The sequence below is a fragment of the Streptomyces sp. NPDC005722 genome (genome assembly GCF_040630935.1).
Taxonomy (GTDB): domain Bacteria; phylum Actinomycetota; class Actinomycetes; order Streptomycetales; family Streptomycetaceae; genus Actinacidiphila.
On sequence record NZ_JBEXYN010000062.1, the window covers coordinates 16,556 to 40,298 of the forward strand.

Annotated in this window: 26 protein-coding genes; 15 read left to right on the forward strand and 11 right to left on the reverse strand. The window is 68.7% G+C overall.

The genetic code is table 11. From position 1 onward, the window contains the following. Nucleotides 1-15: 15 nt before the first annotated feature. Nucleotides 16-417, reverse strand: coding sequence for a hypothetical protein (locus ABZ479_RS38090; protein WP_500465845.1), 402 nt, complete (start codon nucleotides 415-417; stop codon nucleotides 16-18). A 527-nt stretch (nucleotides 418-944) separates the two neighbouring features. On the opposite strand from ABZ479_RS38090, the gene ABZ479_RS38095 reads away from it, so the two are divergent. The 4 genes from ABZ479_RS38095 to ABZ479_RS38110 all read left to right on the forward strand — a co-directional run bounded on the left by ABZ479_RS38095 (nucleotide 945) and on the right by ABZ479_RS38110 (nucleotide 4,542). After that, nucleotides 945-2,153, forward strand: coding sequence for a PP2C family protein-serine/threonine phosphatase (locus ABZ479_RS38095; RefSeq protein ID WP_500465846.1), 1,209 nt, complete (start codon nucleotides 945-947; stop codon nucleotides 2,151-2,153). Between the two features lie 101 nt (nucleotides 2,154-2,254). After that, nucleotides 2,255-3,019 (forward strand): SDR family NAD(P)-dependent oxidoreductase, encoded by a 765-nt coding sequence (locus tag ABZ479_RS38100; protein ID WP_500465847.1) that lies wholly within the window; start codon nucleotides 2,255-2,257, stop codon nucleotides 3,017-3,019. A 1,025-nt stretch (nucleotides 3,020-4,044) separates the two neighbouring features. Beyond that, nucleotides 4,045-4,284, forward strand: a complete 240-nt coding sequence (locus ABZ479_RS38105; protein WP_499605961.1) for a hypothetical protein — start codon at nucleotides 4,045-4,047, stop codon at nucleotides 4,282-4,284. Nucleotides 4,285-4,293: 9 nt separating this feature from the next. Further along, the gene (locus tag ABZ479_RS38110) at nucleotides 4,294-4,542 is read left to right on the forward strand and encodes a hypothetical protein (protein WP_500465848.1); all 249 of its coding nucleotides are present in this window, start codon (nucleotides 4,294-4,296) and stop codon (nucleotides 4,540-4,542) included. Between the two features lie 249 nt (nucleotides 4,543-4,791). Here the strand turns inward: ABZ479_RS38110 and ABZ479_RS38115 are convergent, their stop codons facing one another. Beyond that, nucleotides 4,792-5,439, reverse strand: coding sequence for a TetR/AcrR family transcriptional regulator (locus ABZ479_RS38115; RefSeq protein ID WP_500465849.1), 648 nt, complete (start codon nucleotides 5,437-5,439; stop codon nucleotides 4,792-4,794). Nucleotides 5,440-5,735: 296 nt separating this feature from the next. On the opposite strand from ABZ479_RS38115, the gene ABZ479_RS38120 reads away from it, so the two are divergent. The 3 genes from ABZ479_RS38120 (at nucleotide 5,736) to ABZ479_RS38130 (ending at nucleotide 9,590) form a co-directional block, all read left to right on the forward strand. Further along, nucleotides 5,736-6,503, forward strand: coding sequence for an oxidoreductase (locus ABZ479_RS38120; protein WP_500465850.1), 768 nt, complete (start codon nucleotides 5,736-5,738; stop codon nucleotides 6,501-6,503). A gap of 1,358 nt (nucleotides 6,504-7,861) precedes the next feature. After that, entirely contained in the window at nucleotides 7,862-8,410 is a 549-nt protein-coding gene (locus ABZ479_RS38125; protein WP_500465851.1) for a glycine-rich domain-containing protein, read from the forward strand. Nucleotides 8,411-8,639: 229 nt separating this feature from the next. Further along, nucleotides 8,640-9,590: a glycine-rich domain-containing protein gene (locus ABZ479_RS38130; protein WP_500465852.1), complete on the forward strand. Its 951-nt coding sequence runs from the start codon at nucleotides 8,640-8,642 to the stop codon at nucleotides 9,588-9,590. A 610-nt stretch (nucleotides 9,591-10,200) separates the two neighbouring features. Here ABZ479_RS38130 and ABZ479_RS38135 read toward each other — a convergent pair. The 3 genes from ABZ479_RS38135 to ABZ479_RS38145 form a co-directional block, all read right to left on the reverse strand. After that, nucleotides 10,201-11,928 carry a LysE family transporter gene (locus ABZ479_RS38135; RefSeq protein WP_500465853.1) on the reverse strand — a complete coding sequence of 576 codons (1,728 nt, stop codon included), beginning with the start codon at nucleotides 11,926-11,928 and terminating at the stop codon, nucleotides 10,201-10,203. Nucleotides 11,929-12,054: 126 nt separating this feature from the next. Continuing rightward, nucleotides 12,055-12,387 carry a PaaI family thioesterase gene (locus ABZ479_RS38140; RefSeq protein WP_500465854.1) on the reverse strand — a complete coding sequence of 111 codons (333 nt, stop codon included), beginning with the start codon at nucleotides 12,385-12,387 and terminating at the stop codon, nucleotides 12,055-12,057. Nucleotides 12,388-12,410: 23 nt separating this feature from the next. After that, nucleotides 12,411-13,031 (reverse strand): LysE family translocator, encoded by a 621-nt coding sequence (locus ABZ479_RS38145; RefSeq protein ID WP_500465855.1) that lies wholly within the window; start codon nucleotides 13,029-13,031, stop codon nucleotides 12,411-12,413. Between the two features lie 117 nt (nucleotides 13,032-13,148). On the opposite strand from ABZ479_RS38145, the gene ABZ479_RS38150 reads away from it, so the two are divergent. Beyond that, entirely contained in the window at nucleotides 13,149-13,601 is a 453-nt protein-coding gene (locus tag ABZ479_RS38150) for an Lrp/AsnC family transcriptional regulator (protein ID WP_500465856.1), read from the forward strand. A 260-nt stretch (nucleotides 13,602-13,861) separates the two neighbouring features. Here ABZ479_RS38150 and ABZ479_RS38155 read toward each other — a convergent pair whose 3' ends face one another. Further along, nucleotides 13,862-14,575: a hypothetical protein gene (locus ABZ479_RS38155; RefSeq protein WP_500465857.1), complete on the reverse strand. Its 714-nt coding sequence runs from the start codon at nucleotides 14,573-14,575 to the stop codon at nucleotides 13,862-13,864. A 978-nt stretch (nucleotides 14,576-15,553) separates the two neighbouring features. On the opposite strand from ABZ479_RS38155, the gene ABZ479_RS38160 reads away from it, so the two are divergent. After that, nucleotides 15,554-16,105: a glycine-rich domain-containing protein gene (locus ABZ479_RS38160; RefSeq protein WP_500465858.1), complete on the forward strand. Its 552-nt coding sequence runs from the start codon at nucleotides 15,554-15,556 to the stop codon at nucleotides 16,103-16,105. A gap of 45 nt (nucleotides 16,106-16,150) precedes the next feature. On the opposite strand, the gene ABZ479_RS38165 is transcribed toward ABZ479_RS38160, so the two are convergent. The 3 genes from ABZ479_RS38165 to ABZ479_RS38175 all read right to left on the reverse strand — a co-directional run bounded on the left by ABZ479_RS38165 (nucleotide 16,151) and on the right by ABZ479_RS38175 (nucleotide 17,127). Beyond that, on the reverse strand, nucleotides 16,151-16,336 hold the full coding sequence (locus ABZ479_RS38165) for a hypothetical protein (RefSeq protein WP_500465859.1): 186 nt from the start codon (nucleotides 16,334-16,336) through the stop codon (nucleotides 16,151-16,153). 254 nt (nucleotides 16,337-16,590) lie between these two features. Then, nucleotides 16,591-16,794 (reverse strand): cold-shock protein, encoded by a 204-nt coding sequence (locus tag ABZ479_RS38170; RefSeq protein WP_361810266.1) that lies wholly within the window; start codon nucleotides 16,792-16,794, stop codon nucleotides 16,591-16,593. Between the two features lie 12 nt (nucleotides 16,795-16,806). Further along, on the reverse strand, nucleotides 16,807-17,127 hold the full coding sequence (locus ABZ479_RS38175; protein WP_500465860.1) for a hypothetical protein: 321 nt from the start codon (nucleotides 17,125-17,127) through the stop codon (nucleotides 16,807-16,809). 13 nt (nucleotides 17,128-17,140) lie between these two features. Between ABZ479_RS38175 and ABZ479_RS38180 the strand changes: the two genes are divergently transcribed. From ABZ479_RS38180 to ABZ479_RS38195, 4 genes are all read left to right on the forward strand, one after another. After that, on the forward strand, nucleotides 17,141-17,374 hold the full coding sequence (locus ABZ479_RS38180) for a hypothetical protein (protein WP_500465861.1): 234 nt from the start codon (nucleotides 17,141-17,143) through the stop codon (nucleotides 17,372-17,374). A gap of 196 nt (nucleotides 17,375-17,570) precedes the next feature. Further along, nucleotides 17,571-17,939: a profilin family protein gene (locus ABZ479_RS38185; protein ID WP_500465862.1), complete on the forward strand. Its 369-nt coding sequence runs from the start codon at nucleotides 17,571-17,573 to the stop codon at nucleotides 17,937-17,939. 432 nt (nucleotides 17,940-18,371) lie between these two features. Beyond that, a complete protein-coding gene (locus tag ABZ479_RS38190; protein WP_500465863.1) occupies nucleotides 18,372-19,184 on the forward strand; it encodes a class I SAM-dependent methyltransferase in 813 nt (270 codons plus the stop codon). A 185-nt stretch (nucleotides 19,185-19,369) separates the two neighbouring features. Continuing rightward, nucleotides 19,370-19,987: a hypothetical protein gene (locus ABZ479_RS38195; RefSeq protein ID WP_500465864.1), complete on the forward strand. Its 618-nt coding sequence runs from the start codon at nucleotides 19,370-19,372 to the stop codon at nucleotides 19,985-19,987. 94 nt (nucleotides 19,988-20,081) lie between these two features. Here ABZ479_RS38195 and ABZ479_RS38200 read toward each other — a convergent pair whose 3' ends face one another. Together ABZ479_RS38200 and ABZ479_RS38205 are read right to left on the reverse strand one after the other, a co-directional pair. After that, the gene (locus ABZ479_RS38200; protein ID WP_500465865.1) at nucleotides 20,082-20,681 is read right to left on the reverse strand and encodes a hypothetical protein; all 600 of its coding nucleotides are present in this window, start codon (nucleotides 20,679-20,681) and stop codon (nucleotides 20,082-20,084) included. Nucleotides 20,682-21,063: 382 nt separating this feature from the next. Then, nucleotides 21,064-21,441, reverse strand: a complete 378-nt coding sequence (locus ABZ479_RS38205) for a MerR family transcriptional regulator (protein ID WP_500465866.1) — start codon at nucleotides 21,439-21,441, stop codon at nucleotides 21,064-21,066. A 76-nt stretch (nucleotides 21,442-21,517) separates the two neighbouring features. Here ABZ479_RS38205 and ABZ479_RS38210 point away from each other — a divergent pair, with 76 nt between their 5' ends. Next, entirely contained in the window at nucleotides 21,518-22,246 is a 729-nt protein-coding gene (locus tag ABZ479_RS38210) for an SDR family oxidoreductase (RefSeq protein ID WP_500465867.1), read from the forward strand. Between the two features lie 789 nt (nucleotides 22,247-23,035). Further along, nucleotides 23,036-23,677: a cupin domain-containing protein gene (locus ABZ479_RS38215; protein WP_500465868.1), complete on the forward strand. Its 642-nt coding sequence runs from the start codon at nucleotides 23,036-23,038 to the stop codon at nucleotides 23,675-23,677. Nucleotides 23,678-23,743: the final 66 nt, after the last annotated feature.

The window sequence follows — 23,743 nt, forward strand, 5'->3', positions numbered from 1 at the left end:
TCCGATCGGGGCACATCATGCGCATCGAACAAGTTGACGTCGGCCGATCTTGTCAGTGAGAAGCGCCTGGAGCTCCACCCGGCCGGCACCGAATTCGTCGATCATGCAATCGAAGGAGACGTCAACGTTCTCACGGAGAGCCCTGTCCTTCGCTTCCTCCACGGCCCCCATCGCGTCGCCCGCGTGATGCACGACGTAGTAATGCCATTTGCCCGGCCGGTCGGGCGCACCGGCTCTGAAGCCGACCAGCCACTTGTACGTCGAGGCAGCGCGCCGTGAAGCAAGAGTGCAACTCGGGAAGAGGTTGCGTTTGCCGTCGGGTCGGAATTCTCGCCGTACCAGTGCGTCCTCAGCAGTGACGATGCCCATCATGGCAGCCTCCACGTTGATCGGGTGGACAGCTCGTCGATCTTCCACTTTGACCGTTTACGTCCCTGTTTTGTGACACAGATGCCGCAGCAGACGAAGCGGGCAGATGCGCCCCAGGTCCGGCAGCCTCGCTTCGGCCGCTGCCAGCACAGCCGAGCCAGACTCCCATCGCCTGGGGCGATTGCACTGCTATGGCCGATGCGGCAAGGCCGTGGCTGACAAAGATCGTTTTTGGGCTCGCGCAGGCAGAGGATGATCGCGGCAAGGTGGAGTCCGACGCAGTAGCGGACGGTGCCGCCGGCCGGGCTTCGCTCACGGCCATGTCACAAATCTGCCACACACTCGGTCATAAGACTCAAATGGTCACTAATCGACGCCTGAGGTCCCCGAACCTGATCTCCGGTGCAGCGTGCGTTGCTTTGTCAGTCCGCAGCCGCGCATCTCCGTGATCGACGGCTTGGCCGTGGGTCATCGGGACACTGCTCGCCGATAGCGGCCGCCTTGCATGACCGCCCACTTGCAACCTCAAGCGCGGCACAGACCAGAAGTCGAGACACAACCGATTGGCAAGACAAATGAGAAGTGCCGTAAAGCAACGGGCGATCGACTACGAGGGAATCTTCGACGCGTCACCCAGCGCAATGCTCGTGCTTACGCCTCAGTTCGTCATACTGGACGCGAACATGTCATATCAAAACCTGGTAGGCCGTAGTCGGCACCAGCTCGTCGGCCGGAACATTTTTGACGCCTTTCCGCAGGACCCCGATAGCCAGGACGACCTGCAGGCCTCGCTTCGTCGTGTGCTGGAGACCGGCGCACAGGACGTCGAAGGGCCGATCCGTCACGACGTGGAGGAATGGGACCGTTCGGGCGTGTTCACCGAGCGGTACTGGAGCCCGATCAACGCCCCCGTCCTTGACTCCGAGGGGCACATCGCGCTGATCGTGCACCGCCTCGAAGAAATCACCGACCTCGTCCGCTCCGACAGCCCTGACTCCGGTCGGCGACGGCAGATGGAACTCGAACTCTATGCACGGTCCCGCGAGCTCCAGCAGGTCAACGAACGACTGCGACAGGCGAACGCCCGCGAGCGGCAGGTGGCCCTCGGCCTTCAGGACGCCATGCTGCCCGCACCGCAGCAGCTCGCCCACCACAAGGCCGCGGTCCGCTACCGCCCGGCCCTTGACGCCCTGAACGTCTGCGGTGACTGGTACGAGGTGACACAGCTTTCATGCGGCGAGTACGCCGTCGCGGTCGGTGACGTCGTCGGACATGGCTTGGCGGCAGCCGGCGTCATGGGCCAGCTGCGCAGCGCCTTGAGCGCCGCCATGCGTGTGGTGCAAGATCCGGCGGTCGCTCTCGACGGCCTCGACATGTACGCGCGTTCCATCGAAGGTGCCCTGTCCTCCACCGCTGTCCAAACCGTCATCAACTGGCAAGAACGCCGTATCACTTACAGCAGCGCCGGCCACCCGCCCCCAGCGCTACTTCACCCGGACGGCGCAGTGCAGTTCCTGGACCAGGCAACAGACCCCACGCTGGGAGCCAGCCTTGAACCAGCGCCCCGCCCGCTGGCCACCACTGGCTACGCCGAAGGTTCAGCACTCGTCCTCTACACCGATGGGCTCATCGAACGCCAGGGCGAGGACATCGACCGAGGCTTCCAGCGCCTCGCCGAACTCCTCACGCGTCACCGCGAGGGCGACGCCGAGGAACTTGCGGACGCGCTCATCGACCTCAGCACGGCCACAGACGACACGGCAGTGGTCGTGGTCCGTCTGTGACTTCTGCGTCGCCGGGCCGCGAACGCGTTCGACGCCTGAGTGGCCGGGATGAATAACCCCACGGTCCAAGAATTTTCGAGTATCGAGTGAAAGGCTCTATCGTGTCGAATCATCTGGCAGTCGACTTCACCGGCCGAGTCGTGATCGTGACCGGTGCGGGCTCGGGTATCGGCCGTTCGGTCGCCATGGCTTTCGCAGACGCGGGCGCGGCCGTCCTTGGTACCGGTCGTAATGAGCAAGCTCTCGCCGAGCTGGCCGCCGTCCATGAGTCCATTGAGACGATCTGCTGCGACGTCACAGAGAAGGAGGCTCCTCAGGCGATCGTCCGAGCCGCCGTGGGCCGCTGGGGTCGTCTGGACGTCCTGGTCAACAACGCCGGGGTCTTCGTATCGATGCCATTGCGCGAGGTGACGTATGACCGCGTCAAAAAGATCCTCGATACGAATGTCACCGCCCCCAGCCTGCTGGCCAGCGCCGCGCTGCCGTACCTGCAGGAGTCACGAGGGTCGATCGTCAACGTCGCCAGTACCTTCGGACACCGTCCTCTCGCGCTGGCCGGCCACTACGCCGCCTCGAAAGCGGCGATCGAGCACCTGACCCGGAGCTGGGCACTGGAGCTGGCAGCGGACGGGATCCGGGTGAACGCGGTCGCTCCGGGGCCCGTCGATACCAGCGCACTGTCAGCCTCCGGCCTCTCCCCAGCCGAGGTTCAGCAGATCAAGGATGCCGAAGCGGCGCGCATCCCCCTGGGGCGCCGCGGTAGGCCGGAGGAACTTGCCGTATGGGTCCTCCGACTCGCCGATCCGGCTGTGGAGTGGGTGACCGGCCAAGTCCTCACCGTCGACGGCGGCCTGGAAAACACCTGACATTTTTGGAGCGGAACGAGGGCCCCTGGAGCGCGGTCACGGCAGAACGTGGTCTCCCGCCGGACGTCTCTTCCAGCACCAAGGTGGAGGTGGAGCGGGGCGGCGCTCGGCGTCGCAAGGCTTGGCTGGGAGGAGATCACTGTCGCCATCGGGAGGAGCCGGCTCTTGGCGACGGATATTGCGCGCTATCGGCGTCCGCCACATCCTGGCCGGCATACGCCGCCCGTGGCGGTCCCCCGACCTGTCCTTCTCTCGGCTCGAAGCCGCCGCGGGCTCACCCTTGTCAAGGCCCTGCCACGGCAACCAGCCTGTGCCAGGTTGTCGAGGACGGGTACTTGTCCGGCCCCCGACGCTGACGAGATGGTCATCGCATGTGGATCTTTTGGCTACCCCTCGTACTTGTCATCGCACTTGCCTCTTGGGTCGGTTGGAGGGCACGTCGGCATGGCGAGCATCCCTTCCGGGACGGCGCCGCCATGTCGCAGGACGTCCGGGATGCTCGCCGTGACATGCGTGCCTGGAAATCCGGCTCGTTGGGGCACAGCGGCCAGGACCTGTCCTGGATGAAGAAGCGTCACTGACCGAGGTCGCCGACGCACGCACGTTACCGGCGCCGTGCGCTTCGCCGCCTGTTGCAAAGCGACCGAAGACACTCGTTCTCTGCCGGCCTCTTTCAGTCACTGCTGTGGGTACTTGATCAGCGGGTGGGACCGCCTCCGCAGCACAACCGGAACGACTTACGCGACCCGAGACAGGGAAAACGGTGTCTCTCTGTCCGCAGGTCGGAAGCCATCCCATGGTTCGGTCGCTTCGGTCGCTGCGCCCGCTCCTCGGCAGGGTTTTCGGGGCCGGACCACCGTACCCCTCAGGACGGGCCATTTCGCTCGAAGGGTCAGTGCGCTGGTCCCCAGCCGATGCTCCCGATACCCTCCAATGACGAATGGTCTTTCCACTCGGAGGACAGCATGAGCGCCCAGCCCGCGGACACCGGTCCTGCCCCCCAGGCCGCACCTACGATCCGCAGCGTGCGCGCAGCCCTCCCCCCGGAGCACCGGGCCGGCTTCAACGAGCAGATCGACAACACTGAGCTTCACATGATCGGTACGGTCCTGGCCGACTGGGATGCCCGGGCTCGGGCCCTCGCGAGTCCGGCCATGCTCGCCATGGCGCGGCGCATCGCCGACGAACGGGCCGGCAAAGCCGAAGCTCCCCCCACGGCGTCCGATGCCGAGATTCGGGCCCTCGCCCCGTCCATGCGCCCGTAGTCTGGCTCCGTGCCGTATGAGATCGACCTCAGCTCCGAGGTCGTCGCCGAATTCCAGCTTCTCCAGCCCTGGGCACGCCGTTCTCTCGAAGCGGCCCTCCTGGTGGCCTCTGGCGACCCGTACCGGCTTCCTGCCATCCCCCAGCAGTCTGAGCACGCCCGGATTCTGAGCTTCGCCGACGGTCGCGGACTGTGCATGGTGGAGATCGACGACGACACCAAGCGCCTGGCCGTCCGGCTCATCGAACCGCCCCGCTGACCGGCAACGGTTCCTCGGACGCGGCCGACCGCGGCGCCGGCCGGTCGGACCTACTCGTCGCAGACCATTCGTGGGCACCCGCGCAGCCGTGGTGTCCGTGCCGTAGTGCAGCGGCCAACCCCACGAGCGCAAGGGTCCGCTGCCGCCTCGGTCACCGTCGAACTCACGGACACCGACTCGCTCGTTTGCCTTGGTCAGAACTGAGGTCAGCTCGCACGGCGACCCGGGCAACTCGCCCAGGAGCTGTCGTCAGGTGAGCAGTTCGTGGTGCAGAGCCCGGGCGAGCCAGTCGCAGAATTCCTCGTACGTCCAATTGCGGTCACCGACAAGATGGCGGTGGAGGCCAGGGTCGTTGTAGACCGTGATCACGTCGGCGGCGCGCTCCGGTGTGAGCCGGGGGGCGAGGGCACCGACACTGGTGAGGAGCCCGACGATCTGTTGTGCGCCCTCACGCCGTTGGCGTCCGATATCGGCCCACAGCGCAGCGACGTCCGCGTCCAGGTCAGCTGCGGTGCGGACCACCTCGTACAGAGCCGACACTCCCGCCATGATGCGGGCCAGGATGGCGGCGTATGCCGCGATGATCTCAGTGCCGTCGTCCAGCGAGCGCATTTTCCGTGCCTCGGGCCGGTCCGCGAGGGGGACGGGGGCATCGTCGCCGATCAGGGCCTGGTCGTAGGCGGTCTTGAGCAGCCAGGGCTTCCCTCCGGCCGCAGTGAAGACGGTCGACCGGCTGACTCGGGCAGCCTCCGCGATGGCGTCGATCGAAGTGGCGGCGTATCCCCGTTCCGCGAAGAGGTCAGATGCGGCGGTGACGACGGCGCGCCGGGTCTCCTCCGCCTGCCGGGCCCGGATGCCCGAGCGGTAGGTCCCCTTGGCCGGCGGCTTCGCACTCATGCCTTGCTCCTGATCCGATCCGTCGTCGCGGCCGACCGCGTGGTGTGTGCGCTCGCGGCGTGCCGAGCCTACCTGCCGCGGCGTTTCACCTCGGCGGACCTGGGCTGGACGGGCGGCACCAGGTGCTGGTGCCGGTGCTGGTGATGGCTCCGCATATTTTGATCAGACTCTGAGTCTGATACTTTTGGCTTCAACAACACGGGTCGAGTCGCGACCTCCACAGCTTCTGCGCGCCTGCAGAAAGGACGCCGCACCACCCCAAAAACCCGACCAATCACCACCGGAGGAACATCTCCATGTCCGTCACACAGGCATTCATCCCGACCATCCCGATCCCGGGCGAGTTCGCAGGGCGGCGCGCCCTGGTCACCGGCGGGTCGCGCGGGATCGGCGCGGCCGTGGCACAGCAGCTCATCGACGGTGGGGCGACAGTCGTCACCAGCGCTCGCAACCGCACCGAGGACACCCCCAAGGACTCCACCTTCATCAGTGCCGACATCCGCAGCGCAGATGGGGCCCGTCGCCTGATGGACGAAACCCTCGACACTCTCGGCGGCCTCGACCTCCTCGTGAACAACGCGGGCGCCGCCCGCGTCCACCTCACGGGCGTTCCGGACGAGGAGTGGGAGGACTCCCTCGCGATCAACTTCTTGTCGGCGGTGCGGGTCACCTCGGCCGCCTTGCCTGCCCTGAAGCAAAGCAATCGGGCGGCCATCGTCAACGTCTCTTCGGCCGTCAGCGCCAACCCTCCCGCACCCGTCCTGCACTACGGCGCAGCCAAGGCGGCGCTGGAAAGCTGGTCGAAGGGCCTTGCCACCCAGCTGACGCCCTCCGGTATCCGGGTCAACACCGTCGTCCTTGGCATGGTGCTCACCCCAGGGGGCACAGAGCTGCTGGAGACGGTGGCGGGGGCCATGGGCGCCACCGCGGAGCAGGTCTACGCCTCGGTTCCGATCGGCCGAGGCGGCGACCCCCGTGACGTCGCCGAGGCAATCGCGTTCCTGCTGTCCGACCGGTCCCAGTGGATCGCCGGCAGTTCCCTTCACCTCAACGGCGGGGCCTGAAATCGCGTCTGCCGGCGTGGGGTAACGATGGCCACTCGGTGATCCCTTCTCCGGGATCAACTCGGTCACCGTGTATGGCGAGTACCGGGGGGACCAAGTACGAGTACGGCCAGTGGATGCCGCGGCTCTACGCGGTCTGCACGGGATAGAAGAACGTTGAGCACTCCAGCAGCGGCGGGACTCACGGCCACGATCTCCGCACTACGGGAGGCCGTGGCGGCGGAGGAGCGGTTACGCCACAAGTGCGCCGCCATGCGGCGAGAGCATAAGGGCGCATGGCGTCACCAATCCCATGGTGGCCGAGCACATACTTTGGACCGAGAAGATCGCCCGGGAGTGCGGCGCCCCTCCCAAGCGCGAGCCGACCGCATCAAGGGCCGCACCCCGCAGGGGTGCGGCCCTTCGTCGTACAGGGAGGGGAGCGGCTTGCCCTCCCTGTCCAGCGGTAACAACTCCGGCACGGCTGAAGCTTCGAGGGCCGAATACGCACGCTCCTGCAGACCAGCGCCAAACGCTACTGCCAGGGGCGGGTGGGTCCGCTGCTGGACGAGGACCAACTGCAGGGCCTCGAGACGGACCCCGACCGCGAGTGGTGCGCATCATCGTCTGGGCCGTCCACACGGCCGGCGGCGTGGTCGGTCCGTCGTTCGAGGGCATGTCCGATGCCCGGAGCAGATCGTCGTGGGCCTCGTCATGGTCGTCGTGGCCGCCGCGGTCTTGCAGCGCAACATCTGGCGCGTCGTGGACCTCGTCGGCCTCGTCGCAGGCGGGCGGTGACCGCGGACCCGCCGCACCGTGTAGCGCGCCAGATAGGGTCACCCGGTCGGCTACTCAATGTGCATCAGCGATTACCCACGGCGATTCTTGCTGTGTGCTCGCCGCTGTCGATGGCAAACAGCGGCGGCTGCCACACGTGGGGGCCCCTTCCCGGAGGTGAAGCGTTGTCTCGAATAGCCATACCTCGTGCGTGGTGGGCGATGGCCGCGGGCGTGACCCTGGCGTCCAGTGCTTTGACAAGCCCGGCGTACGCCGTGAACGCCGACGGCGGTCAGGCTGCGAAGCCCGGCGTCGAAACCAGCCTCGCCGACCCGTGCTTGCTGTTCCCGTACTTCCCCGGGTACTGCCCCAGCCGTCCGGGGTACCACGGCCATCCCGGACGCCCCGGGATTCCCGGACCTCCCGGGCCGCCCGGGCCGCCGGGAGCCCCAGGAGCGCAGGGCCCCGCCGGTCCCGCCGGACCCGCCGGCCCTCAGGGCGGGACCGGCCCACAAGGGCCCGCCGGACCCGCTGGGCCTCAGGGACCCGTCGGACCGGCTGGGCCTCAGGGGCCGCCCGGCACGTCCCCGGCACACGGCCTGGTGGACTTCGACGACGCCGGGACCTTCGTGTTCAACCCGCCTACAGGGGTCACCAGTGTGTTCGTCCAGGCATGGGGCGCCGGCGGGGGCGGAGCCGTAGGTGGCGGCGCGATCACCGGTGCCGGTGGCGGCGCCGGCGGCTTCGCCTGGTGCGTCCTCCCCGTCCAGCCGGGCACACCGGTCGCGGTGGACGTCGGCACCGGCGGCGCCGGTGGCGTCGGCTCGGCCAACGGTTCTCCGGGGACACCGACCGCAGTGGACAACAGCCTGGGCGGCGTCGCGTCGGCCGGTGGCGGCGGAGGCGCGTCGCTGCTGATCGGGGGCAGTGGTGGCACGGGCGTCTGTCCCGGGCAGGGAACCGTCCGCACGGGCGCGGACGGTCAGGAGGGCAACCCGCTACCGGGCGCCCCGGGTCAGGGCGGTCGTCCCGCGGTGGACGGCGTCGTCCAGCCGGCGCCGACCGGTGCGGGCGAGGGCGGCGACGGCGGCGGCGACACCGACGCTGCAGGCACGGCGGGCGGCGACGGATACGTCGTCATCTGGTGGTAGGGAGCAGGCGGCCGGGCGCACACCTGGCGCGCCAAGCGCCACGTCTTCCGGCGGCTGTTTTGGAGGTCACCCAGTCAGCTACCGAAGGGCACGCTGCATTACGTAGGGCGATTCTTGCGGTGGGCTTGCTGGGGACGACGACAGGTAGCGGCGATTGTCCCCCATGGCGGGCCCTTTTCCTGGAGGTGACGTGTTGTCTCGAATAGCCATACCTCGTGCGTGGTGGGCGATGGCCGCGGGCGTGGCCCTGGCATCCGGTTCTCTGACGAGCCCTGCGTACGCCGTGAACGCCGACGGTGCTCAGGCTGACGCTGCGAAGCCCGGCGTCGAAATCGGCTTTGCCAACCCGTGCTTGCTGTTCCCGTACTTCCCCGGGTACTGCCCCAGCCGTCCGGGATACCACGGCCATCCGGGACGCCCCGGGATTCCCGGACCCCCCGGGCCGCCTGGACCTCCCGGGCCGCCGGGAGCCCCAGGAGCGCAGGGCCCCGCCGGCCCCGCCGGGCCTCAGGGCGAAACCGGCCAGCAGGGACCCGCCGGACCTGCCGGACCTCAGGGCCCGCAGGGCGAGACCGGCCCGCAGGGACCATCCGGCGTCGCCCCGGCGCACGGCTTGGAGGACTTCGACGAGGCCGGGAACTTCGTGGTCGCCGTGCCCGCAGGGGTCACCAGCGTCTTCGTCCAGGCATGGGGCGCCGGCGGGGGTGGCGCCGGATCAGACGGCATCCACACAGGAGGGGGTGGCGGCGCCGGGGGCTTCGCATGGTGCGTCCTTGATACAACCGCCGTCTCATCGATCCAGGTAACCGTCGGCGCAGGCGGAACGGGCGGCATAGGTCCGCTCGGCCAAGGTGCGACGGGTGGCGACACCGTCGTCGTCGGCGGAGTCAACGTCGCGACCGCCCACGGCGGCGGCGGGACCTCAGGACTTACGGGCGGGGGCGCCGGTGGCATGGCCACATGTCCTGGTCAGGGCACAACAAGGCAGGGCGCCAACGGCGGGACCGGCACGGCTAGCGGCCCGTTCACTCCGGCAACCCCAGGCGGCCGCCCGGCAGTGGACGGCGTCGTCCAGCCCGCGCCCCCGAACGCGGGCACTGGCGGAGACAGCGGTGCGGGGAACCCTGCCATCAACCCCGGCCAGGCCGGAGGCAACGGATACGTCGTCATCTGGTGGTAGAACGCCCCGAGGCCCGGCACGCCACCTGGCGCGCCGGGCACGGGCGGGTCAGGAGCCGGCGGCCTCGGCGGTCTTGGCGTCGCCCTTGGGCCGGACCTCGCTGTCGGGGTACCGCTTGGCCACGGCGTCGGCGTGGCCCTGTTGCCGGAGGTGAACACCACCTTCTCGTTGAAGGCGACCACCTCAAGCGCCTGGCGCTTGGACTGGCACGAGTACCGGACCACTCGGGCCCCTCGCTGGTGATTGACAGGCCCAGCCACGAGATTGACGCCTCGGCGACCGCGGAGGCGATCGAGCGGCAAGCGACAGGGCTCGGCTGATCCAGCAGCACCCCAGCACGCACTCGGTTGGTCGACCGGCCCGCTACGACTACGAACACCGGTGCCGCATCACCGGACTGCGGATCGGGCCAGTAGGCGACGGAACCGTTCGTGGCCGAGCTGGAACCGCAGGGAGAACGTGGTGCCGTCCCGCGGAGGACCTGGTCGACCGGCAGTTTCAGCGGCTCTACTGTTCGGCCACCAGGTCATGCCAGGTTTGTGTGGAGCCAGCGTGGAAGCGAAAGCCCGTCCGCCGGCAGGTGATGGGCCAGGTGGTCGGGCTGCCGACGTCACCGGCCTCCCCGCTCGCGGCCGTGCGCGCGGTGGTGCTCATCGGGTGCTGCCTCATCTGGGACGGCCTGCCGTCGCCCATGACCACTGAAGCATGCTCGACGGCGGTGGCGGTCGAGGGAGGCAAGGGCTACACCCGTGACGCCCAGGAGCGTGCCGACGAGTTCCTGCCATGGGAATCCGCTGGTGTGCGGGGCGGGCCAGATCAGGTCGATGGCCAGGGCGCCGAGCAGTTGTCCGGCGATCAGCCCGAGGGAGGTCAGTAGTACGCCGAGGTGTTTTGCGAGGTAGGCGGACTGGCCGACGATGACCACGCCGAGCGGGCCGCCCAGATACAGCCACGGCTCCATGGGGGGCGCGGACCAGTCGCCGTCCGCAATGCTGCGGACGGTGACGGGGACGGCCAGGACGAGAACGCCGACGATGAAGTTGATGAGCGTCGCGGGCACGAAGTTGCCGTAGTGGGCGGTCTGGAGGCCGTTCATGACCGTCTGCACGCCGTTGGCCAGTCCCGCGGTGAATGGCAGCAGGAGCAGCAGCATCGTGCCAGTCGAACCGGTGCCCGTGCCGCCGGGGGCGACGCTGAGGACGACGGCGGCGACGATCACCACCGAGCCCGTGGTGCGTGGCCAGGTGATGTGCCGTCGGCCTGCCGGTCCGATGCCCCACACGTCGACGCCGATCCCGCCTAGGGTCTGCCCGGCCACGAACGCGATGGTGAACAGGGCGATTCCGGTCACCCCGGCCACGACGCCCTGGGCGAAGATGAAGTAGGCAGCCGGTATGCCTGCCAGTAGCGCCCACCTGGGGAAGGCCGCTCGGCGTCGCACCGCGTCCGGGATGCGCGCCACACAGCGGCGCGCCGAGGGGACGGCCAGGGCGATCACGGCGACGAGCAGCAGGCCTGCGGTCGAGGCAAGAAGTGCGGCCTGTGGCCCGTCCTTCAGCCGCACCCCGAGGGCCCCGGTGATGCGTCCCTGCGCCGGCAGCAACATTCCGACGGCGAGAGCGGCCAGCAGGTGTACGGGCCTGGTGCCCGCGGGCGAGTCGGCGGGGCGTTGTGCGGCAAGGGCCGGTGTCGTGCGTTGGTTTCTGTCTGTGAGGCGGGTTCGGCGTGCGGCACGGGGTGGCTGTCGTCGTGGGGGTCCGACGAGGATGGTCGCGCCAACCGCGACTTTTGCGGCGATCTGGGCAACGCGGTGACGGGCGCCCATGACACGACCGGCGGCGTGGCCGAGGGGAAAGTGGACACCGGCGCAGATCAGGACGTAGACGCCGCCCAGCACGGCCATTGGCACGGCAGCGGCCGACCCGCGGTGGGTTGGGTGAGCTGCGGCAGGAGGATCAGGAGGCCTCTGAGGGCCAGGGCACTGACCCTGGCGCCCCGGGCCGGGGAGACGTCGCGTGGAGCCGGCTGGGGTGCTGCCGGTGTGGACGGATACCGGCTCGGCTGGGGCGGTGGTGACGCGGACGCCGAGGTGCACCAGGTAGGAGGCGCCGCCCGCGGTGAGCACGCTGAACGGCAGGGGGTGGCCGGTGACCAGGGGGCCGACGCCGGGGACCACGATCGTGGTGATCAGGGCGTAGCCGATGGCGATGCCGCTGACCACGGCCAGGACGATGCGGTCGCGGGCGCCGGCCGCCACAACGTAAGCCCATCCGTGGCTGGGCACCGCGATCAGGGTGAAAGCGATCGCCGCGCAGGCGATCACTGCGGACAGTTCCATGGGGGCAGTTCTTTCCTCGAGGTGGTCAGTGGGCGGGAGCGGCGACGCGGATCCGAGTCCGCTGACGGGTGGCGACGAGGGTGCGCTCACCGTCGCCTGAACGCCGCGCCTCCTGCTGACACACGGTCAGGTCCGCCCGGGCTTCAGGACGGTGTCGATCGCTCCGCTGTGGTCGCCGACGACGGGCGCGATCGGATTGATCTTGATTTCGACGGTGAGGATCTCACTCTCCTCTCCGCACAGGGTCCGGGCCGCATGGCCGCCGGCGTTGTCGGCGATGGCGCTGCCGACGCCGTCGTGGATGCATCCGTCCTGCCAGCAGGCCTCGGGCTGGGCGGGGAGCGCGATGTGGGTAAGGCGGGCGCCGAGGTGGGTCACCATGCCCTGCCGGCCGAAGCTCTTCTCGACCCGCTGGCGGGCCGCGTTGCTCGGCTGCTGCATCTGGATCGGGGTGGTCACGGGGTTGTTCTCTTTCGGGCGGGTCAGGTGGCCACGCGTTCGGCGATCAGGAAGAGCCCGATGAGGATCATCAGGACGCCGGAGGTGCGGGTGACCGCCCGGGCCACGGAGGGTCGGGTCTTGAGCACGGTGCGGGCCAGGACGGCGACCGTGAGATAGACGGCCGCGCAGGCGGTCATGTGCAGGGTGCCGAACAGGCCGATCTGCGCCGACACAGGCCAGCCACCGCCGGTGGTGTCGATGAACTGCGGGAACAGCGAGACGTACAGCAGCAGTGCCTTCGGGTTCAGAACGCTGATCCCGGCCCCCTTGAGCATCATCTGCACCCACGAGGCGCCGGCCGTCTCTTCGGAGGCCGCCAGCACGGCGGGCCGGCGCAGTACGTTCGAACCCAGCCACACCAGGTAGCCGGCACCGGCGACGGTCAGCACGGTGAGAGTGGTCGGCGAGCCGGCCACGATCACGGCCAGGCCCGCGACGACCAGAAGCGTGTAGCCCGCGTATCCGGCGATCAGCCCGGCCACCGCAGGGAGTATCGCGCGTTCGCGCAGGCCCGCCGAGATCGCGAAGGCCCAGTCCGCGCCGGGGGTGAGCACCAGCAGAAGATCTACCGCCGCAAAGGCCACCAGCGTGGTCGTGTCCATGGAATCCGCCCTCGCCCTCTCCCGCAGTTCACTATGTGAGGAAGGCTAGGCCGAATTCGCCCGAAAATGTTCCCTTCTTTACCCCTGAACCGGGGCGTCTGAGGAAGAATATTCTCCATGGATGCCACAGACCGGAAGATTCTTGCCGAGCTGCAGCAGGACGGCCGTCTCACGATCACCGAACTCGCCGCCCGCGTGCAGCTGAGCGTCTCGCCCTGCCACCGTCGGCTGCGCGACCTCGAACGTGAAGGCGCGATCCGCGGCTACCGCGCCGCCGTGGACCCAGCCGCCGTCGGGCTGAACTTCGAGACCCTTGTCTTCGCCACCCTGCGCTGGGAGGACGCCAACACCGTCGCCGCTTTCGAAGAGGCGGTCACCGCCATCCCCCACGTCCTCCAGGCTCAGCGCTTGTTCGGCGAACCCGACTACCTCCTACGGGTCGCCGCCACCGACATCACCGCCTACCAGCGCCTCTACGACGAACAGCTCGTCCGCCTGCCCGGCGTTCAGCGCCTGACCTCCACCCTCGTGATGAAAAACGTCATCGCCGACCGTCCCCTGCCCGCATAGCCACCGCACAACCGGACGTACAGGCGGCGGCCACCTGCGTCACGTCGTGCCGGCGCAGCTGCACCACCTCGATGTCCCACGTCGAGGAGGCCGACCGACGCCACCACCTCACCGGCGGGCGGCTCACGCAGGACGCACGCGCCCGACGTCACAACCCGGCTCCAACTCCCGGCGAGAAACCGGAATGCGCACCCGGGAACTGCTGGCGGTCCTGAGAACGCGTCACGAGTCCGAAGGCCCTTCCCTGCATCGTCCGCGGGTCACAACACCGTCGCAGCCTCGCCTGCCACCCAGGTCTGCCAGACACGACGGGTGTTCGGTATGTCAGGACGGTCGAGGAGCCAGAGCACATACCCGGCGTGGCACCGGGCCCACGGACTGTCCGAATCGGCTGCCCGATCGAGTCTGCCCCGTAGGGCAGCGCTGTCCACAGCCCGGGCTACCCGCACGTATTCGCGGTCCTTGCAGCGATACGCCCGGTTGACGACGAGCTCGACCAGGTCGGTGAGCTTCGCCTTGAGCGCCTCCTCCTGGGGAGCACGGGCCACCTTACGGATCAGGGTCTCCTTCGTACCCCACGCCTTCGCATGCTGCGTCCACTCCAGCGGGTACCTCGCCTCCCACTCCAGGAAGACCAACGCGTAGGGCAGCCCCGGCCACGTCGCGAGATCCCCGCCCGCAGGGCCGTTCCACACCCCGTCAGGCAGTGAACGCCTCTGGACTTGCCAATACCTCTGGAGTGCCTGTCGAAAGGCCGGCTCCCCGTACTGCTCGTCCGCTCCCAGAGGCCGTGTCAGCAGCCACATCTCGTTGGACCGGTCGAGCGCGTCCCTGACCTCCCTTTGGGCCTCGGCCAGATGGACGAGCGCTGCACCTCTCTCAGCCGGATCCTCGGCGATGAGCCCGAACGCCCAGCCCAGTCGCTCAGCCCATGCACAAGCGTCGTCCGCATCTGTACCTGCCTCTTCAGCCACGCACGGGATCATCTCCTAGCGCAATCGGCTCGCTCCACCCGGCGTTGAGGGGGAGACGCCAGGGCTCCAGGACCCTCGCCGGTGGCGCCGGCGGCACGGGCAGCACGCCTCCGGGCCAGGGCACAGCCAGGCAAGGCGCGAGCAGCGGGGCCAGCACAGCTGCCCTGGTTGCTCCGGTGTCCCGGGTGGACGACCGGCGGTGGACGGTGTGGTCCAGACTGCGCCGCCGAACGCCGGCACCAGTGGAGACGGCGGTGCCGGTGGTCGTCTCCCCAACCCCGGACAGGCCAGCGTCAACGGATACGTCGTCATCTGGTGTTAGACCGCGACGACGCCCGGCGCACCATCTGGCGCGCCGGGCCCAGCCGGTCAGGCGTCAGACGCCTCTTGGCCGGAATCACCCGGTCGGCTACTTAGTGTGCGTGGTCAGCTACGTAGGGCGACTCTTGCTGTGGGTCCGATGCTGTCTCCGACAGCTCTTCTCTCCCGGTGAGCGGCGTCTGACGCGTGTTGCGGGCCCCTGCTGGAGGTGACGTATTGTCTCGAATGGCCCTGCCTCAGGCGCCTCTGCGGCGACGCCGAGTCGGTGTGCGGATGTGGACGGTGGCCGCGAGCATGGCCCTGACGTCCAGCGCTCTGACGGGCGCCGCGTATGCGGGAAGTGCCGAGGGTGGCGAGGCTGCCGCCTCGAAACCCGGCAATGCACCCGGTCTCGCTGACCCGTGCTTCCTCTTCCCCTACTTCCCCGGCTACTGCCCCAGCCGCCCGGGCCATGGTCACCCGGGCCGCCCCGGCATTCCCGGACCTCCCGGCCCGCCTGGGCTTCCCGGACCGCAGGGACCTGCCGGACCTGCTGGACCCCCCGGGCCGCAGGGACTTCCGGGCGAGACCGGCCAGCAGGGACCCGCCGGGCCCGCCGGACCTGTCGGGCCGCCCGGACCCCAGGGACCGCCCGGTGTCCCCCCGGCTCACGGCCTGATGGACTTCCAGAGCGACGGTCAATTCATGCCGCCCGCCGATGTCAGCACGGTCTTCGTGCAAGCATGGGGCGCCGGTGGGGGCGGTGAGGGAAGCGACTTCGATCGCACCGGATCCGGTGGCGGCGCCGGGGGCTTCGCCTGGTGCGTCCTTCCTGTCCAGTCGGGTACACCGGTCGTGGTGGACCTCGGCACAGGAGGAGCAGGCGGGCCCTTGGGTGGCCTCCCCGGCACACCCAGCATGGTGGACAACGGTCTCGGCGACATCGTGAATGCCGGTGGCGGCGCGCCAGGGATCATATCCGGGGGCGCCGGCGGCACAGCTTCCTGCCCCGGCCAGGGCACGGTCCGCGAAGGCAACGACGGCGCAAGCGGCACGATCAGTGGTCCGGTCGGTGAGCCGGGTGGCCTGGGAGGCCGCCCGGCGGTGGACGGCATCATCCAGCCGGCACCCCAGGGCGCAGGCATCGGCGGATCAGGCGGCCCACGCACCAATGGCCTCCCGGTCTTCGGCGACAACGGCGGCCCCGGATACGTCGTCATCTGGTGGTAGCCCCGCGTGGCCCGGCTCGCCATCCGGTGCGCCGGGCACGCTCGGTCAGGCGCCAGGCTCCTTCTCGGCCTTCCCGTCGGCCGGCGTCTTGCCCTTCTCGCGGACCTCGCTGCCCGGGTACCGCTTGCCGACTGCTTCGGCGGTGGCCTTGTTGCCGGTCGTGAAGACGACCTTGCCGTTCGGGGTGACGACCTCTAACTGCTGCTTCTTGGACTGGCACGAGCACGCCACCACTGGGCTCCTTCGATGGTGGTTGCACGACCAGCCACGAGATGGACGCCTCGGCGACCACAGACGCCGTGAGGTGGCCCCGGCCGTCCTGCCTGGTCGAGGTCACTGTGGCTGAGCACGTAGCCACGTACCTGACGGAGCACCCGGGGGTGTAACCCCACGCGCGGGGGCGTGCCTCCTGGAAACGCGGAACGGGGCCGCCTCAACGTACAAGGCGACCCCGCTCCAAACGTGCGTGCGCTGAACGCGAGGCGTCAGCCGCGGACGATGTTCTCCGCCTGCGGGCCCTTCTGCCCCTGCGTCACGTCGAACGTGACGTGCTCGCCCTCCTGGAGCTCGCGGTAGCCGTTGCCGGCGATGTTGGAGTAGTGGGCGAACACGTCCGGCCCGCCCCCGTCCTGCTCGATGAAGCCGAAGCCCTTCTCGGAGTTGAACCACTTCACGACGCCAGATGCCACTGTGTTCGTCCCTCACATACCGCTGATGCGGCGCACCCTGCAGGGCACGCCGGCAGACCGTTCTTCCGGCCGCGGGCACATACATACCCGATGAGGCGACGCCTTGGCCAGCACATTCGCCCGCGCCGGTGCCGACACCTCGTTCGGGTGGTCTCTCCGCCAGGACAGGTAGAGACCGGTGGCCACCAGGACGGGCATGCTGGTGAACGCCAGCCGCGAGTATCGGGCCACCGACCGGGCGGGCAGGTCGGGGCTGGTGAACAGGGCCATCGACTGGTGGCGCGGGATGATGATGGCAATCACGGCCTTTTCGGCGGTGACGACGCCGAGCACGGGCCCTGTGACCATGCTGACGCTGGCCGGACCGATCTGGGTGCTTTACTTCGGCGCCGCCGTCTTCTCGCTTCTCCATGACCGGCGCAAGGCCCGAAGAGAGGAAGAGGAACCGGGCGACCACGAGATCTCCGACCTCGACCTCACACCGCAGGACATCGGCGAGGTGGCATCAGTGTCCGCCGGCCAGGCCCCGCCTGCGCAGCCGGACGCTGACGACGACCGCTTCGACGGTGAGACGACGTGACCTGAGGGCCCTTCAGTAGCAACGTCACGGGGCGCACATCAGGGCCCTGCGCCGACATCGACGACGCAATCAGCGGCTCCTTGCTCGTGCGCTGGTCACTGACTCGGAGCAGCACACCGCGCGGGGAACTACCCCAGGTCGCACTCTGACCGTATGCGCGCCGTCCTGGAGACTCCTCATCGGAAGGGAGTGGTTCATGAGCTGGGAACCGTCCTGCGAGGGCATCGTCCGCAGCACTCCGGGCGTGGATGCGGTGTTCCTCGCTGACCCGAGCGGGAGCTTCTACGGCACCAGTGACGCCGCGCATTGGCGCCCCTCGCCCCAGGAGACCGTTGGGATCGTGAATACGGTCCGCGATCCCGAAGCCACTCCGCGCCTGACGGTTCAAGGCGAGAACTACGCCCTCACAGCCCGACAGGACGACACCGTCATCGGCAAGAACGCCGACAAGGCCCTCGTCGCGGTCGCCACCAGCAAGATCGTCATCGTCGCCCGCGCCGAAGAGAGCGCCGCGCCTCAAGCCCTGCGCAAGCTCCAGACCTACGCCGCCGAGAACGCCAGTTGACGGTCGGCAGCGAGATGTCGACTGCCTTCGCCCTGCAGACAGAGCATCGTCCGAACGTCCTTCCGCGACGAACAGACGTCGGAAGACCGTCACCTGGCGCCGAGGGATGCCACAGAGCGTCGCCGTATCTGCCAGGGCATGGTCCAGAGCCGGGTCACCTGTCGAAGCGGGCGGCGCCAGCGCGCCCGTCTACACCCCGCGATTCCCCCTGAACCCCTGCCTGTTCTGGCACGAGAGCTGCACCGGTTCGGCCCTGGTGAGCCTCTCGACGCAAACTATCAACGTGCAGCGGCGCTGATCAGCGCCGCTGCACGACCCGGCTCCTGTGTGGTCACGAGCCGCCCGGGTGACCGATGTAACGCCTTTCTTCTGCGCTAGGGTCCTGGCCCAGCCGCATTCCTGATCTCTGCGGCGGAACCGGGAGGGGAGACGGTGCAGGTCACGGCATTCGATGAGTACGAGCGTCGGACGTGGGCCGGTCGGGCCGACGCGTTCGCGGGGAGCTTCGCGAAACTGTGTGCCTATCCGGCTCCGCAGTTGCTCGACGCTGCGGCGGTCCACGAGGGAGCCCGGGTTCTCGATGTCGGGACCGGGACGGGAACGGTGGCCGCGGCGGCATGCGAGCGCGGCGCGAAGGTCACCGCGGTTGATGCCGAGCCGAGCATGGTCGAGCTGGCATCAGTGGCCGTGCCCTCCGCCGAGGTGCTGACAGCCGTCCTCCCCGCGCTCCCTTTCGAGGACGGTGTCTTCGACGCGGTGGTCGGGAACTTCGTACTCAACCATGTGGGGCGTCCCAGGGAAGCCCTCGCGGAGCTTCGCCGAGTGATCCGGCCGGGTGGACGGATCGCGCTGACGATCTGGGCGGTTCCCGCCCCGGCCGGGCAGGCCCTGCTGGGCCGGGCTGTCGAGATGGCTGGCGTGACTCGGCCATCGCATCTGCCTCCGCTGGCCACGGAGGACGACTTCGCGCGCGATCCGGACGGCCTGGTCGGGCTTGTGACGTCGGCCGGACTGCGCGAGGCCGCGTGTCGGACGCTGCGGTGGGATCACCGGGCCAGCATCGAGGAGTGGTGGAGCGGGCCGGCGGCTGGGGTGGCCTTCATCGGGCAACTGCTGCTGAGCCAGACCGAGGAAACTCGCGCCGAGGTGAAGCGACACTTCGACACTCTGGCCCAGGAACTCCTCGGCGAGGACGGCCTGCTGGTCCTTCCCCATGCAGCGCTGCTGGGCAGTGCCTGCCGCTGACCCAAGGGCCGTCAGCCACTCGCCTGAAGTTCCGGATCAGCGAGATCACGGCCGAGCTCCAGGACGCAACCAACTGCGTTGACTGCCACGGCGTCTACCCGATCGGCGTTGCGCGTCTTCCCCGGCCAGGGTCAGTCGACGCGGAAGCACCATCGGACCTACGTCGGGTAGGAGATCATGAACGCATGGCGCACATACGATCGGCCCTGCAACCCCTGGTCCTGTCAGCTCTGATGGCGCTCACCGCCTGCGGGACGCAGTCCGCGGACGGGGCTGCGCTCGAGAGCAGGGCACGGTCCCTGGGTATCGAGCCGGCCATGGTGTACGTCACCGACGTCCCCGGCTACAGCGTCGCCCTCCAATCCGTCGGCGTCATCGGCGACCACGGCTTCGGGGCCTCCTACAGCGGTCCGGAAGGAGGAACCATCGAACTGCGGGTCGACGAGCGCGCTTTCAGTGGCCCCGTCAGTTGCACCGAGGACACCGAGCCGGCCGGGACCAGTGAGGCAACCTGCGAACAGGAGGGAAACCACTGGTACCGGGCGACGAGTACGTCGCACTCCTACGTGCTGGAGGACGCGGGCCGCGTGATCCGGCTGTCCGCGGATCCGGCCACCGTGGGCCGCGACGTCCTGCGGCAGGCGGCCGAACACGTCCACCAAGCCTCCGCCGAGGAGTCCGCCCGTGTCCTGCCGTCCGAGGACAGGGGCGGCCAAGGCCGGCCCGAACGCGGGGACCTCCCGGCGAACGGTGACGGCGCCCCGCAGGACCCGGCCGGTCTCTTCGCAGGGACCAGCGGCTGACCGGGTCTCACACCGGCCAGGCGGGACGCTGCGCACTGCAGCCAGGCGGGACGCTGCGCACTGCAGCCAGGCGGCCGGTACCCGTAGGGCCCCTTTACTTCAGGGTGTAAAAGATCGCCGCCGCGAGTGCACTGAGAAAGAGCAGATCAGAAGGCCGCACATAAAAATGCCATTTTGGGCGCTGCCTATCGGATCCCGATCCGTCCGGAGCGATTGAGGAGACGTCCACACCGCTTTGGTCCTCGATGTACTCACGCAGGTTTGCACAGGCCTCCAAGGTATCAAACGGGGAGACTTCACCGGTGTTGACACGCGTTGACAAAGGGCCGGCCACGACTTCCCGACGGCCCTGGACCGCTATGACCACCTTTCCACATCGGTCGAAGATGGCTTCCACCGATGAAATCGGAATCTTTGCGCGGCTTACTGATTCTACTATCGAGATTGTGTCGCTCGTCACGCTGACCCGAGGGCGCAGGCAGAATATCCAGGCAACGAGTGCCGCAGCCGGCACGAATACAAGCGGTGGAACCAGGCCGTTCATGGCGTTGCTCAGATCTGCACTGTGGAAGTCGAAACTTCCCCAATCTGGCCCAAAGGTAATGAGCCTGAGGAGCAGGAGGTAAGGCACCAGGATGAGCATCCATCCGGCCTTGATCCAGGCTGCGAGCCGGAAGTGAACGGTCGGATGCACTGTCTGACGGACTGGTTGGCGTCTCATGGCAGTACCTCGCGCTGTTTTCAGGGGGATGGATCCGCCACATATGAAGCCAGTAACGAAGCCACGGCGGCAACCGGTCAGGCAAGGACAGCGGCGATCCCGGCGGCGCGCAGGCCGAGTGGCGCGGCGGGCTCGGAAGACGGGGCCGGGCTGCAGCCCGACGAGCGCCGACGGCTCCAGGCCTCGGTCGAAGTATCGGGAGTGCCTAGAGAACCGGACCGCCGCGCTGCCGCGCTCTCCCGGGACACGGAAAGCCGCGTCGGCCACCTGAGGACGGTTCCCCCACCATGGCTCCTCGCCGCCCGGGCCGTGACAACGAGGTCAGATCGCTGGGGAGACGTCCGGCCGACCGCGTCTACGGGTGCGTGTCCGTGATCGCGATGACCTCGTCGAGACGGTCCAGGGCGGCCTGCAGGTCGTCGATCTTGCCCTGGATGCGTTCGCGCTCGACGCGCAGCATGGCTCGTTGCCCGGCATCGGTGTGCCCGGAGACCCAGCACGGAAGGAGTTCGCTGATCCTCCGGCTGGTCAGGCCGGCGGCGAACATCTGCTGGAAGAAGCGGACCAGAACGATGGCGTCCTGCCGGTACAGGCGCTGGCCGGACGGGCTGCGCTCCGCGATGAGCAGCCCCTGCTGCTCGTAGTAGCGCACAGCGCGGACCGAGACGCCGGCACCCCGTGCCACCTCGCCGATGCGGATCAGCCGCTCGGCCGCGGCCCCTGTGACCGACATGGTGATTCCTCTCACCCATGGCTCTGACGACCAGCACTTGCCTCTGACGTCAACGTCAGGTTTTAGCGTACCGGACATGGACATCAACAACTGCGTCGCCCTTGTCACCGGAGCCAACCGCGGTCTGGGCCGCGCCTTCGCCCAGCGCCTGCTCGAACGGGGTGCCCGCAAGGTCTACGCGACGGCCCGCCGACCGGAGACCGTGGACCTGCCGGGGGTCGAGGTGCTGCCCCTCGACATCGCCGATCCCGCATCCGTGAGGGCCGCCGCCGAGGCGGCCCCGGATGTCTCGCTGCTCATCAACAACGCGGGAATCTCCACGGGGACCGACCTGGTGACCGGTTCGCTGGACGTGGTGCGGCACGAACTGGAGACCAACCTGTTCGGCCACCTCGCGATGATCCGGGAGTTCGCGCCGTCGCTCGCCAGGAACGGCGGGGGCGCTATCGTCAACGTCCTCTCCGCCATGTCGTGGTTCGGGAGCAAGGGTGCCAATGCCTACCACCTGTCCAAGGCCGCTGCCTGGGCCATGACCAACGGCGTCCGCCTGGAGCTCGCCGAGCAGGGCACGCTCGTGACGGCGGTGCACCTCGGCTTGGCCGACACCGACATGGCCACGGGCTGGCCCGTGGACAAGATCGCGCCGTCGGACCTGGCCGACGCGGCACTCGACGGGGTTCAGGCGGATTCCGCCGAGGTCCTCGCCGATCAGTGGAGTCGGGACGTCAAGTCCCGTCTGCCGCTGACGCCGGAAGAGTTCGACGCCGCGATGGACCGCGCCATGGCGGCACTGATGGCGGCCTGAGGAGCCCCTCGAGCCGCACGGACTTCGGTCGGCTGCCTCTCGACTTCGGCTGGCGCCGCCCTGATGTCGGGGGCGAACGCTGTCGTCCAGACCCCGGGATGTCTCCGCCACACTGTCCTACCGGGCGCGTAGGCGTCGTTCGGCACAGCCGGCTCAACCACTCCCCCACCGAGGCCGGCCGCACCCCGCCTTCGCCTCAGCGCAGGTCGTCCACCACCAGGTCCGGCTCCGGTGGACGAGCTGATGCATACCCCCGGGAGAGCTGGGCAGGCGGGACTGAGGCCGCGCCGCTCACCCCTCCCTGGCGGCGCGGCCAGTGGCGTCACGGCCGCCGCGGCGATGGCCTCCTCTCGCACGCGGCGGCTGGTCGCTCCGCTCACCCGGTACGTCGCCAGCGACATGCCTGCAGCTCGAACACCATCTGGCGGTCCGGCCCGCGCATGCGGAGCTCCGCCGGCTCCGCGAGCAGCAGTAGCGGGTGATCCTGCAGCAGAAGAAGGGGGCGGCAAGCATCCTGGTAGCGCTGCACCGGCTGCACGTGAAATACCGCGGGGTGCCGGGCCACCCGTACCCGCGGACCGGCAGTGAGCACTCATGTGCCGGATCGCGGGGGTCGGGGCGGGGAGTTGTGACGCCCACGTCTGCGCGGTGCGGCCGCCGTGCGGTGACCCTCGAGGAAGGTCATCTGCCGACTGGTTCAGCTGAGGCAGTGCCACGAACCGGGCCAATTCATTGACATGAGCACCTAATCTGTCGGAGCGGAGGGTGCCCACAGCTCACAAGGGGGAAATGATGCTGGTGGTGGAGGCGCGGACGTGTGACCTGCCTGCCGACGAACGGTTCGACTACTGGTGCAACCTGACCGCCGAATCTCTCCTGCCGAGCACGCTGTCGAGCGCGCACACGGCCAACTTTGAGGCGGAGCTACGGCTGATCGATCTCGGCACCGTGCAACTGACGAAACTCCGGTACCCGCCGCTGCAATCCCTCCGGACCCCGCAGCTGGTCCGTAGGTCTGATCCCGAGTGCTACCAGGTCATGCTCACCCTGCGCGGAGGCCACCTGCTCACCCAAGGCGGACGCGACGTCGTCGGCGCGGCAGGCGAGCTGCTGCTCTACGACACGTCGCGGCCCTGGCACGGCACCGCCTGGTCCGACAGCGGACACATCAGCGGCATCATGCTCCAGCTGCCCCGGACGCTGCTTCCTCTACCGGAAAGGAAGGTCCGTTCCCTCAGCGCCGGGCGGCTACCGGCAGGCGACGGTGTAGGGGCACTCCTGGCCGGGTTTCTGCAACAGTTGTCGGCCGATGCCCACACCTACACGGCGTCGGACGCCTCTCGGCTGGCCGCCGTCACGGTCGATCTGCTGGCGGCCGTGTGCGCCCGCCACCTGGACACTGAGGAGGTGTTGTCTTTCCGAAGGTGGTAGCTGCGTTTCCGCTGGTCAGGCATGGGATCGGTGCTCCGGCGGGAGGGATGGCATGTCGTGTCGTCT